Here is an 11,508-nt window from a genome sequence, read left to right as displayed (position 1 = left end):
CAAGACCCGCACCCCCTACGACGAAGCGACCGCCTGGTCACACCACGCACACCCCCATGCCACTTGACGTCAAACGGCATGGGATGTCTGATCCGGCACTAGCTGCTCCAGCCACTTCACACCCCCTGGAAGCCGCCCGTTCGGACTTCCCGCAGGTCGGCAGCGGATCTTAACTCTCAGGGGGCTGATGCCACAGCGTCTCGCCAGGTCAAGACCACCACGGTGGGCTGACATCAGCGGCTGACACCACGATCAGCAAGAATTACTCTTCCGCGGGACTTGACCCTGCCCCAAGGGCAGGGTTCGACGATGCTCCGCATGAACAACAACGCGCTGCACTCCGTCGAAGCCCACATCCGCGAGCAGGCCGCCGCCTACTGCGAGTCCAACAACGTCCCCGGGTACGTCGCAGGCGTCCACCACGCCGGCGAGCAGATCGTCGTCGCCCATGGAACCAGCAACGTCGCCACCGGCGCACCGATGTGCGACAACACCGGATTCCTATTCGGTTCTGTCACCAAGGTCCTGACCACCACGCTGGTCATGCGGCAGGTCGACCGTGGACTGTTGGACCTCGACACGCCAGTGGTGAAGTACCTTCCGGAATTCGCCCTGACCGGCCCGGGCGCGGCGAACAAGATCCTGGTCCGGCACCTGATCTCACACACCAACGGCATCGATGCCGACCTGTTCTTCCCCGACGCCAAGGGCCGCGACGCACTAAAGATCTACGTCGACGGCCTCGCGAGCAACTGCGGCGCCTTGTTCGAGCCCGGCGAGCAGCTCAGCTACTCCAACGGCGGCATGATCGTTGCAGGCCGCCTGCTGGAAGTGGTGACCGGCATGCCCTTCCCCGACCTGCTCAAGCGCGATATCTACGCGCCCGTCGGCATGAAGGACTCCTGCACCTCAGCCGAGGAGGCCATTCTGCGCAGCACGGCCGTCGGCCACTTCCTCGACCCCAAGACCATGGCGGCCAAGCCCACCGGCATGTTCATGCTGCCCGACACCTGGGGTCCGGCCGGCGGCACGCCGATCGGCACCGTCGCCGACCTGCTCGCCTTCGGGCGCACCCACCTGGCGGGCGGTATCTCCCCATCCGGCACTCGCGTCCTGTCTGCCGGGGCGACCGCGCTGATGCAGCAGGTGTCGTACGACATGGCGACCCCGAACGTCCCCCCGATGGGCCTGGGCTGGGTGCGGTACCCGTTCGGTGACACAACCGTCCTGGCCATGTCGGGCGCGTCGCCCGGCGGAGTGTCCATCCTGTGCGTCGTGCCCGAACACGACCTGGTCTTCACTGCCTTCGGTAACACCTCGGCAGCGATCATGCTCCACGACCAAATCCTGCAGCGGCTCCTGAGCGAGCATCTCGGCCTCCAGATCCCCACTCTGGTCACCGGAGGGGAGCAGGACGTCGACCTCACCCCGTACGTGGGCACCTACCGCTCCAACCAGCTCCGTATCGACGTCAGCATCGTCGACGGCCAGCTCGAAGAGCGGACGACCTACGAACCGGCGGACGAATCGCAGGGACGGGTCTTCACCCAGTTCGCCGGCGGCATGACCTCCGCTCCGCCGCAGCGCTACGTGCCGATCCGGCCAGGCCTTTTCGCGCCCTCCGGATACCCACTGGAAACGTTCGACGGATACCTGCGACTACTGCTCGTCTCCTACCACGATGTCCGCGACGGCCAAGCGCGCTTCCGTAACGGTGGCGGCCGCCTGACCCGACGGGCTTGACCGTTCCGACTGACCAGCCCGGGTGGAAGGATGGCCGGCATGCTGAAGATTGGCCAGCTCGCGGACTACGCCGGAGTGACGATCAAGGCCATACGCCACTATCACCAGCGCGGCCTGCTCGCTGAGCCCGACCGCGACCCCTCCGGCTACCGTCGCTACACCGCCCAAGACGCGATCGACCTCGTCAAGATCAGGACCCTGGCCAATGCGGGCGTGCCACTGGCCCGCATCAAGGACCTTCTCAACGCCGACCCGGACACGCTCACCGCGGCCATCACCGAGATCGCTCACGACCTAGAAGACCGCATGGTGCAGCTGCGGCGAACCCGCGACCAGCTCGCCCAGCTGCGCGGCGGCGACCGGCTGTTCGTCTCCCCGGAGGTCGCCGACTACCTCGACGTGCTGCGCGAACTCGGCGTCAGCGAGCGCCAGAGGGAACTGGAACGCAACGGCTGGATCCTCATGCAAACGGCCTCACCCGAGGACGCCTCCCTATGGATCGCCGAAAAGCGCGAACTCATGAACGATCCCGAGTTCCGCGCCCTCTACCTCGACCATGACGCCGCCCACGACTGGTCGCCCGACGATCCCCGCCTCCCCGCCCTCGCGGCCCGTACCAGGAACTGGTTCACCAACCACCACAGCCAGTCCGAGACCCGCCCCGTCCACAGCCCGACTATCGCCCGGTTGGCCGCGCAATCCCAGCCCGGAGCCTCATCCCCAGCGTGGAACCGCCTCGCCCAACTGACCAGCGAGGGAGATGAGCGTGAAAACCAACGGTAGGTCGCGGAACGAGCATGATCAGCCCCGTCCTTCAAAGGAACCGCTCCTTCAAGCGGTATCGGACGGCAAGCGTGGCCTGGCCGTGGACGTCCTACCTCGACGACGGTCACGGCACAACCTCTTGAGCGGCCGAACGCGCAGGAAGAGCACGAGCGCGAAGGATCCAGTCAGGCCGCAGGATCGAATTCCTAAGGCGGGTGTCTACTGAGGTTTTCAGGGTGGGTTCGGTTGGGTGAGGGTCAGTCCGGTGGCGGTGAGGCATCCGTCAATGAGGTGGGGCCGGAGCTGGGATTTGCGTAACTCGCGGCGGAGTACGCGGTCGATGCGGTATGCGGTATGCGGAGGGTGGGGGCCTGACTGCTGAGCGGCGGGCGTTGCGTGAACGGGTGCGGCTGGAGGCCGGCGGGCGGTTCGCGGCGGGTGAGAAGACCGCGGTGATCGCGAAGGAGTTGCGGGTGAGCGAGCGTTCGGTGGAACGCTGGCGCCGAGCTTGGCGGGAGGGTGGTCCGGAGGCCCTGCTTTCCGCCGGGCCGGCGAAGGTGCCGAGGATCTCGGATGCCCAATTCGCGGTGCTGGAGGAGGAACTGGGCAGGGGCCCGGCCGCCCATGGTTTCGAAGATCAGCGGTGGACGCTGGGCCGGTTCAGGCGGTGATCGCCCGTCGTTTGAAGGTGAGTGTGTCGGTGGCGACCGTGTGGCGGCTGCTGAAAAGGCACGGCTGGTCATGGCAGGCTCCGGCTCGCAGGGCTCTGGAACGGGACGAACATGCGGTGGAGTTGTGGAAGAAGGAGGTGTGGCCACGGGTAAAAGCACCGCGGCGGCGCTCGGCGCCTGGATCGTCTTCGAGGACGAGGCCGGGTTCGCGATGACGCCGCCCCGTGCACGTACCTGGGGCCTTCGTGGCCACACTCCTGTCGTCAGGGTCCGCGGCAGATCCCGCCGCCGGATCTCCGTCGCTGCCCTGTGCTGCTACAAGCCCGGCGAGAAGAGCCGCCTGATCTACCGGCCCCGATTCCACCTGCCGTTCAAAGGAGCCCGCAAAAGTTTCGCCTGGACCGACTACCGCGACCTGCTGGTCCGCGCGCACATCCAGCTCGGCGGCCCGATCGTGGTGGTCTGGGACAACCTCAACACCCATCGCACAGCCGGCATGAAAAAGTACGCGGCCGAACACGACTGGCTCACCGTCTTCCAGCTGCCCCCGTACGCGCCGGACCTCAACCCCGTCGAGAGCGTCTGGTCACTTCTTCGGCGCGGCCCGACGGCGAACACCGCCTTCGAGGACCCAGACCACCTCACCCGAACGCTCCGCCGCGGCCTCAGGCACATCCAACTCCAGCACCAACTCGTCGACGGATGCCTGGCCGGGACCGGACTGACGCTCACAACACCGACCCCCCCTGAAAACCTCAGTAACCACCAGCCGAACACCATGCCGGCGCACCTCGAACTCAACTCCTCCCGAGGCCGTTAGAGCCTCCACCGATCCCGGAGCGCTTCATTCCCTTCTACTGGAACCAGTGGTTCGTCCCACCCGGACCACTGGATGCCACCGCACCGGACCCGTGCCTCAAACGACGGGTCAGAGAGGGGGGCAGGGTGCCGGTGCGGACCTTGGAGTCGTCCTCGCGGAACGTGCGGTCTCGCACGTGGTGCAGGAGGTTCTCGATACCCCAGTGGCCTCTGATCCAGGTGGCGAGCTCGGTGCAGGTGGCGTCGAAGACGCTCAGGCGGGTGATCAGGTAGACGCGGTCGATGGTCAGCGTCCCGCGGTGAAGCCGTGAAGGTAAAGGTCGCGAAGGACGCCGAGTTCGGCACCGTGGTGAGCGGCTTCGTCCAAGGCATGGAGGGCCAGGAGCAGATAGCTCTCGTGACCGTAAACGCCAGCGCGGGAGCCCATGGGTTGGAGGAGGCGGTCATCGCCGAGGAACTCGACCCGGGTTCGGAATCGGGACCAGTCGTTGGCCAACATCTGGACGCCCTCGGTTGCTGTGCCCGGCCACAGGTGCCGGTCGCCGCTCTGGGATTCGTCCTCGAAGAAGCGGTCGTAGCCGCGCAGGCAGTCGGCCCCGATGTGCCAGATTCGCCAGGCGATCGTCGTGAACGGCGACGGTTGGACGTCGCCTGTGGGCCGCGGGTCGGCACGGAACACGCCGTCCCCATCCGCCCGGAGCGTCATGCACGAGGCGACGGGCTCCCAGAGGTATTCGGCGTCGGTGAGGCCGTCAAGGCGAGCGAAGGTTCTGGAACGTACGTCGTCAAAAGTTTCGAGCAGGTCGCGGGTGACGGGGCCGGGCGAGGTCATTGGCTACTCCTGGTTCGCCGACAGGTGCGGCCACCGTTGATCGTCGGTGTGTGAAGACAAATGATCATTCGGTGGCCGCGGGTCACAGGGTAGACCCTGCCCGCTGGCAGGAGGCATTCGACGGCCTGATGGACCGGATCGCGGGCCGGTTCACCCGTCCCGGGTTGAACCCCGCCGCCGGATACGGCGGTTGGTGCTCGGCCTGCTCTCGGATCTGCCCCGCAAGAACTGCGGGACCATCGCCGAGTGGGCCGGAGAGGCGACCCCGGACGGGATGCAGCACCTTTTGAACCGCGCCAAGTGGGACGCTGACGCTGTCCGCGACGACCTGTGCGGCTACGTGGCCGAACACCTCCACGACGACCAGGCGGTACTCGTCGTCGACGAGACCGGCGACCTCAAGATGGCCAGTCCCGCCACGGCGGCCGCCGCCCCGATCCCGCAGCAGGACCCGCCCGCCGCGCCGGCACCGCGGCCCGCACCGTCGGACGGCTACCGCCGCGCCCTCGGAGCCCATCGCGCCGTCGCGCCGCCGTCCCGGGTGGACCCGGCCGTCGTGGAAGCCGTGGACCGGCAGAACCAGGCGATGCGGGAGCTGTCCCGCCGTGCGTTCCCCGAGCCCGATGTCGTCCCCGAGGATGCGCCGGCCCCGATCGAGCAGGCCTGCGCACAGCGCCGCCGCCAGGCCGCGGCGGCCGAGGCCGCCGCCGGCGGAACCTGGAGCCGATACGCCCCCCGGTGATCACCGACGGCGAAGCGCAGGTACTTACGCTGGGTCGGCTGAGCTTCGCTTGTCCTCAACGTGGACGACGTGAAGTTCGATGCCATCCCGATGGCGCTTGGAACGTCCGAACAGTCCGACAGCGATCTCCGACCGATCTTGAGGCTCATCAGGGCCGACATACGTGAGGACATCGTTGTGGTGCCCGGTTACGGCCCATCCCTCGACGTCCTTGAGGTCGATCACCCCAAAGTCTCCTGCCGAAGATCCGGCATGCGCCGGGCCGAACTCCTTCAGGAGGGCGGTGGCCTGTTCAGCAAGCTCCCCTTCCGGGGCGGTCAGCACGACACAAGTGCCATGCTCGAACAGCACCCACGACTTGCGAGGGTCGGCGAGAAGCCGCTGCCAGACGTCTATAAGTATCTCGGTGTTCACGGCGGTCATCATGCCGCAGAGCACCGACACAGGGTGACGATCGACCGAAGGCTACGGCGAATACGCGACTCCTGAACATGCGGGCCCACCAGTCCCGAGGCCGTACACCAGTACAGGCCCGGGCCCCTACCGGCATCGTTCGCGGCTGCGATGGTCGGATTCTGTGAACTCTGCTTCAAAGGAAGGTAGTTGCTCGATCCTTGCTCACACGGGCAATTGGGTCCAGCCGCTCGGAGTCGGCTGCCACCGCGGTGCAGTCCTGCCTGGGCACCGCCAGGTCGTTCACCAGCACCGAATCCGTGCCGGCCAGGTGGCCGGCGTCCGGCTCGGTCACCGCCACGTCCAACTGCAACGACATCAACGTCAAGCCGACCATCGGTGACGACGTGCGCACCTGTTTCCTGCCCAGCAGCGGCGGCACCACCTGCAACGGGTGGCGCCCGATCGCGGGCGGCACCTGGGGGCTGGCCGCCACCGACGTCAAGGACGGCACCAAGTTCTACGTGCAGTTCCGGTACGGCTGGGAGTACGGGTCAATCGCCTACTGAGGTATCCGTGTACCGCAACGGCGTCTGCGTCCGCTTCGCGGCAAAGACGCGATCGACGAGGAGTGACAGGTCCTGGCCCGCACGGCCGGACAGGATGCCCCCCCGGGTATGGCCAGGAGGAACGTCCGGCGGTGCAGCCAGTCCGCTGCCCGGCTGCCCGAGGGCAGCAGGCGGTCGCGCCGGTACTGCTCGGCGGCCTGCCGAGTTGGACGATGTTGCGAAGGCGGCGGTCGCCCGCGTTCTGGCAGACCGAAGCTACTCAGCGCAGTACGGCCGACAGCAGGTCGGTCCCCAGCGCCGTCAGATCGGGCAGATTGACGGTGTAACGGACGTAACGCCCCTGCCGCCGGGCCGTGAGCAGGCCCGCGCGGCGCAGGACAGCGAGGTGGCGGGAAACCTCCGGGGGCGAAAGTTCCCAGGCGTGGGCCAGCTCACCAGTGGTGTGCGAGCCGCGGGCCAGGGTGCGCAGCAGCCGCAGCCGTACCGGATGCGCGAGTGCCTCCAGCCGTAGCGTGACCGTTTCCAGCGATACCGGCTCCGATGGACTCGCCTCGGCCACGGGGTACTGCACCACCGGCTGCCACCCGACCGCGTGGACCACCACCAGGTGCGGGCGGCCGAAGACGCTGGGGAGGAAGGTGACCCCGGTGCCGTGGGCGGCGGTCGCATTGTCCTGCAGCTTGTCCACGATGATGCAGTTGCCGTCCGGCGCCAGGGTCACGGCGCTGGAGACCGACGCGAGTGCCGCCCCGATGCCCTGGCGCTTCAGCAGGTCGTTCTTCAGGCGCAGGTCGGTGGCGAGTTGCACCGCGACGCCCGTCCAGGCGGCGTCGAAGAAGGCCTCGGCGCACTGTTCGAGGGTGTCACGCACCCGCGCCCGCACGGCGGCCGGGTCCGCGAGCAGCCGTTCCGCGAAGGCCTCTTGGAGCGCGCCGCGGGCCTGAGCCAGGTCCAGGGCCCGCTCACGCGCCGTCGCGTCGGCGAGCGGCGACGGCGCGGCGAAGTGGACCCGGTTGCTGCCGCACGTGGTAATGAGCGCGGCGGTCACATAGGTTTCATCGTCGATCCGGTCTACATCGTCCAACTCCTCGGCGAGGGTCAGCCGGGGACGGGCGGGGACCAGGAAGTCGGCTCGTGAGGAACGCCAGAGGAACTCCGCCTCCCTGAGCCGCTCGGCCAGCTCCGGCCGCAGCCCGGCCCAGACGTCCCCGGCCCAGCCGGCGAGCTGCGGGTGATGCCCGGGTTCGGCCAGCACGTGCAGCATCGCGGTCAGCTCGGCCAGCGGGGAGGCAGCGAACCGCAGTCGCCCGGACGGCAGGCCGCCGATGTCGATCCTCAACGTCATCCCCTCATCATCGCTGGTCGGATGGCCGACGACCGCGTCGATTGACGGTGTCCGTCAACCGACATGGTCGGTCCGGCGGCCGAACGCACCGTTGACGCCATGGCAACCACCACCAAGATCCAGCCGCGCGCCCTCGTCCGTGCCTCCGGAGGCCCCCGCTATGCCGTCGCCCTGGCCGTGGACGCGCTCGGCACCGGCTTGCTGCGGCCCTTTTTGCTGCTCTACGGGGTGACGGTGCTGAGGCTGTCCGCGTCGGCCACCGGCATCGCCATGACGGTCGGCGTCGTCGTGGGTCTGGCGTGCATACCCGCTGTCGGCCGATGGCTGGACCGGGGCGCACGCAGCACGGTCGTGGCAGCGTCGATGCTGGTGCGGGTGCTGGGCGTCGCGCTGCTGCTGGCCACCCCGGCGGGGCACGTCTGGCTGTTCGCGACGGCGGCACTCTTCCTCGGCATCGGCAACCAGGCATGGCCGGCCGCCCATGCAGCCCTAGTGGCCACGGTCGCCCACGGCCGCGAACGCGACGCCGCTTTCGCAGCAGGCCGCTCCCTGCGCAACGCCGGCCTGGGCGCGGGCGCCCTCCTCGCCACCGCATGCCTGGCGGGCGGCACCACCGCATTGCAGGCGCTGGCAGCCGTCACCGGACTCGCCTATCTCGCTGCGGCAGCCTTGGCATGGTCGGTCCACCTGCACACGCATCCGGCCGCTGCTCCGGCCAAGGACAGGGCCGACGGGCCCGCACCTCGGATGCGCGCGCTGCTGGCCGCCAACGTGGTCTACGTCTTCTGCCTCAACGTCCCCGAAATCGCGCTCCCCCTGGTCCTGGTGACACAGTTGCACGCATCCCCGGTGTGGTCGGCAGCCATCTTCGTGGCCAACACCGTGCTGGTGGTCACCCTGCAGGTTCCGGTTACCGTCCTGCTGTCCCGCTTTTCCCGGCGGACCGTGCTGGCTCTTGCCGGCGTGGTACTTGCCGCGTCCTACCTCGGGTTCCTCGCGGCCACCTCACTGGGACACGGCTGGAGTGCCCCGGCCGTCGCCACGGTGTCCGTGGTCTGCACCATCGGCGAGATCATCTATGCTGGCAGCGCCACCGCGCTCGTCACCGCCCTCGCCCCGGCCCATGTCCTGGGACGCGCCCTCGCCCGCTTCCAGCTCTCCACGGGCTTCGGCCTCGCCGTCTCCCCGGCGGTCATCACCGCTCTCGCCTCCCACGGCTCGGCCGCCCTCTGGGGCAGCCTTGCCGCTGCAACGCTCCTCTCCGCCACCGCCGTTGCCACCGAGAAGGATCAAGGAACGCGGCTCAGCGGTTGCTGCCGCCGGGCGCGAGCAGGCTCGTGAGCTCGGCGATCGCCTCGGGGGACGGCTTGACGTAGCGGCGGACGTTCTCCGGCTTCTTGTGCCGGGACTTCGCCATCAGCATCAACAGCGAGGCGCCCTGTTCGCCGAGATGGGTCAGGGCGGAATGGCGGTACTCGTGCAGGTCCCAGCCCGTGCCCGGTCCGCGCAGGGCGGTGTGCTCGTCGAGCAGGGCGCGGGCCTGCCCGTAGGAGAGACGAGCCAGGCCGGTGTCCGGGCACACGTCGCGGGGGCTGACGACCTTGCCCGGCCCCGGGCGGCGGTGGGTGACGAACACCGGCCCGCGGATGCGGCCTTTCAGCAGACAGGGCAGCAACCGAGCGGTACCGGCATCCCAGTACACGGGCTCCAGCACGTAGTCCTCGAGAGCCTGGCCCCGGCGGCGGGCTTTGGTCCGGGCGCCCTTCGCCCTGACCGGGCAACGGCGCCCGGCGAAGTCCAGATCCTCGATGTTGACGCCGAGGATTCCCTCCGCCCGCCCGGCTGTCTCATACAGCATCCGCCACACCGTCTTCTCCCGCAGGTGCACCTCGCGCCGCGCGATCAGCCCGTCGATCGCCACCTTCGAGCGGCCCGGGGTCTCGGAGTCCGGCACCGCCAGCCGCTTCGCCCAGTCCGGGACCGTCGGCCCCTCGTAACCGCGCTCCCAACACCAGCCGAGCCAGGACAGCACCCCCGCCCGGCGGGAGTTCCACGTGTTCACCGCCGCGGTGCCCCAGAGCAGTTCCAGAGCCTCGCCGATCTCGTCGTCCGCCACCGACGCCAGCGGCCGGACCTCGCCGAGCCGTTCCGCGGTCTTGCCCACCCCGATCCCGTAGTTCCGGACCGTGTTCGGGTTGCCGAGCGAGTCGAGGAACACGTCCGCCGCCGCGCGGACGGTCAACGCTGTCCTGTCCCAGATAACTGATGGCATGGTGCGGCCCTGACCTGCTGTGCTTACTGTTGAGTGGAACGAACGCGCCCTCCCCGTCCCGCTCAACGGTAGGCGGCCGCCACTCTGGCGTGCACGGAAGTCCACTGATCGGCTCGGAGGTCTCATGTCCCTGCAGATGGAACTGGTCGCGATAACACTCGATTGCCCTGATCCGCTGGCTCTGGCGGCGTTCTATCAGCAGGCCACCGGCTTTGAACCGCACCCGAAGTCGGACGCCGAGTTCGCCGGTCTCAACCGTGAGGACGGACTCTTCATCGGCTTCCAGCGGGTCGAGGACTACCGGGCTCCGAGTTGGCCTGGCCAGATCGTTCCCCAGCAGCTTCACATCTGCTTCAAGGTCGCGGAGAGCCTGGACGAGGCCGAGGCCCGTCTGCTGGAACTGGGCGCGGGCAAGCCGAATCACCAGCCGCATGGGGACAAGGCGCGGGTCCTTACCGACCCTGCTGGGCATCCCTTCTGCATCGTCACGCGCTGATTGCCGGGTTCACGAGAGCTTCGATCTGTCTGGATGTGGCCTCGATGGTTGTGCTGAGCCATGTGCGGCTGGTGCCGCGAAGGGGCGCCTGCATCGGGAAGCGGTGCAGTCCGCCGAGAACCTCACCGACCGGGCGGCAGTGCATCGGGTTCGATACGGCATGGACCTGAAATACGCGCTCGGCCTGGAGCTGGATGATCCCGGGTTCGACGCCTCGGTGCTGTCCGAGTTCCGCACGCGGTTGGTCAAGCACGGGATGGAGGAGAAGGTGCTCGACCTGCTGCTGACCGCGCTCAAGGACCGGGGCCTGGTGAAGGCGGGAGGCAGACAACGCACGACGGACAGCGATGAGCATCTGCTGGCCTTGCTGCTGACGCTGAAGTCGTATCAGCGCATGGGGTGCTTCCCGAAGGTGGAAAACATTCCGGAGGCGGTGGCGGAGTTCGTGCGGCGGGCGATGGAGCTGCCGGAGGGCACGCTGGCGGTGTACCGGGCGGCGAAGACCATGAATAACCACCTGGGCCTGGTACGGCAGCGGGTTGGCGTGGCCTACGACCAGGGCAGGGCCCGGCGGATCGCCGAGGAGTCGATCCGCAAGGAGGCCGCGTCGACGAATAGGCCGGGCGATCCGCCGTGGCGGACGTGGGCCGGAGAGGGGGCCGGGCGGGAGGTGCCGGGGCCATGCGCAAGCGGCTACGAGGACTTGGGCGCGCAGACGGGCGGCGGAGTTGCACTGCGAGTGCGCCCGGGTGGCACGGGCTTGCCCGCGCTCTACAGGGCGGTGTACTGGGTCAGCGCCCTGTAGGACCTGGCTCTGTCCGGCACCCGCCGCGCGGCGCCGGAAGATCGGCGTGGCGCGGC

Annotated in this window: 11 protein-coding genes and 2 pseudogenes; 9 read left to right on the top strand and 4 right to left on the bottom strand. The window is 68.5% G+C overall.

Annotation, left to right across the window (positions count from 1 at the left end):
• Positions 1–318: 318 nt before the first annotated feature.
• The 4 genes and pseudogenes from ACFU8W_RS35175 to ACFU8W_RS35160 all read left to right on the top strand — a co-directional run bounded on the left by ACFU8W_RS35175 (position 319) and on the right by ACFU8W_RS35160 (position 3,999).
• On the top strand, positions 319–1,743 hold the full coding sequence (locus tag ACFU8W_RS35175) for a serine hydrolase domain-containing protein (protein ID WP_384046160.1): 1,425 nt from the start codon (positions 319–321) through the stop codon (positions 1,741–1,743).
• Between the two features lie 39 nt (positions 1,744–1,782).
• Positions 1,783–2,526: a MerR family transcriptional regulator gene (locus ACFU8W_RS35170; protein ID WP_384046157.1), complete on the top strand. Its 744-nt coding sequence runs from the start codon at positions 1,783–1,785 to the stop codon at positions 2,524–2,526.
• A gap of 329 nt (positions 2,527–2,855) precedes the next feature.
• A pseudogene (locus tag ACFU8W_RS35165) lies at positions 2,856–3,394 on the top strand (winged helix-turn-helix domain-containing protein).
• On the top strand, positions 3,391–3,999 hold the full coding sequence (locus ACFU8W_RS35160; RefSeq protein ID WP_384046172.1) for a transposase: 609 nt from the start codon (positions 3,391–3,393) through the stop codon (positions 3,997–3,999). The pseudogene ACFU8W_RS35165 and the gene ACFU8W_RS35160 overlap by 4 nt, the downstream one beginning before the upstream one ends.
• A 285-nt stretch (positions 4,000–4,284) precedes the next feature.
• Here ACFU8W_RS35160 and ACFU8W_RS35155 read toward each other — a convergent pair whose 3' ends face one another.
• Positions 4,285–4,830, bottom strand: coding sequence for a DinB family protein (locus ACFU8W_RS35155; RefSeq protein WP_384046154.1), 546 nt, complete (start codon positions 4,828–4,830; stop codon positions 4,285–4,287).
• A 128-nt stretch (positions 4,831–4,958) separates the two neighbouring features.
• Between ACFU8W_RS35155 and ACFU8W_RS35150 the strand changes: the two are divergent.
• Positions 4,959–5,233: pseudogene (locus ACFU8W_RS35150) on the top strand (transposase); the annotation flags it as partial.
• Positions 5,234–5,596: 363 nt separating this feature from the next.
• Here ACFU8W_RS35150 and ACFU8W_RS35145 read toward each other — a convergent pair.
• Entirely contained in the window at positions 5,597–5,998 is a 402-nt protein-coding gene (locus ACFU8W_RS35145; protein WP_384046169.1) for a hypothetical protein, read from the bottom strand.
• Positions 5,999–6,186: 188 nt separating this feature from the next.
• Here ACFU8W_RS35145 and ACFU8W_RS35140 point away from each other — a divergent pair, with 188 nt between their 5' ends.
• Positions 6,187–6,534 carry a hypothetical protein gene (locus ACFU8W_RS35140; protein ID WP_384046151.1) on the top strand — a complete coding sequence of 116 codons (348 nt, stop codon included), beginning with the start codon at positions 6,187–6,189 and terminating at the stop codon, positions 6,532–6,534.
• A 259-nt stretch (positions 6,535–6,793) separates the two neighbouring features.
• Here ACFU8W_RS35140 and ACFU8W_RS35135 read toward each other — a convergent pair whose 3' ends face one another.
• Entirely contained in the window at positions 6,794–7,879 is a 1,086-nt protein-coding gene (locus tag ACFU8W_RS35135) for a DUF5937 family protein (protein ID WP_384046146.1), read from the bottom strand.
• 99 nt (positions 7,880–7,978) lie between these two features.
• Between ACFU8W_RS35135 and ACFU8W_RS35130 the strand changes: the two genes are divergently transcribed.
• The gene (locus tag ACFU8W_RS35130) at positions 7,979–9,220 is read left to right on the top strand and encodes an MFS transporter (RefSeq protein WP_384046143.1); all 1,242 of its coding nucleotides are present in this window, start codon (positions 7,979–7,981) and stop codon (positions 9,218–9,220) included.
• Here ACFU8W_RS35130 and ACFU8W_RS35125 read toward each other — a convergent pair.
• The gene (locus ACFU8W_RS35125) at positions 9,183–10,151 is read right to left on the bottom strand and encodes a tyrosine-type recombinase/integrase (RefSeq protein ID WP_384046140.1); all 969 of its coding nucleotides are present in this window, start codon (positions 10,149–10,151) and stop codon (positions 9,183–9,185) included. The two genes, ACFU8W_RS35130 and ACFU8W_RS35125, sit on opposite strands and share 38 nt — an antisense overlap.
• Positions 10,152–10,275: 124 nt before the next feature.
• Between ACFU8W_RS35125 and ACFU8W_RS35120 the strand changes: the two genes are divergently transcribed.
• Together ACFU8W_RS35120 and ACFU8W_RS35115 are read left to right on the top strand one after the other, a co-directional pair.
• A complete protein-coding gene (locus ACFU8W_RS35120) occupies positions 10,276–10,647 on the top strand; it encodes a VOC family protein (RefSeq protein ID WP_384046137.1) in 372 nt (123 codons plus the stop codon).
• 103 nt (positions 10,648–10,750) lie between these two features.
• Positions 10,751–11,452 (top strand): transposase, encoded by a 702-nt coding sequence (locus ACFU8W_RS35115; RefSeq protein WP_384046134.1) that lies wholly within the window; start codon positions 10,751–10,753, stop codon positions 11,450–11,452.
• The last annotated feature ends 56 nt before the right edge of the window (positions 11,453–11,508 follow it).

This window comes from Streptomyces sp. NPDC057565 (assembly GCF_042801455.1).
Classification (GTDB): domain Bacteria; phylum Actinomycetota; class Actinomycetes; order Streptomycetales; family Streptomycetaceae; genus Streptomyces; species Streptomyces yanii.
Note: the sequence above shows the minus strand (reverse complement) of the source record. Positions and strands in the feature narration are given on the sequence as shown.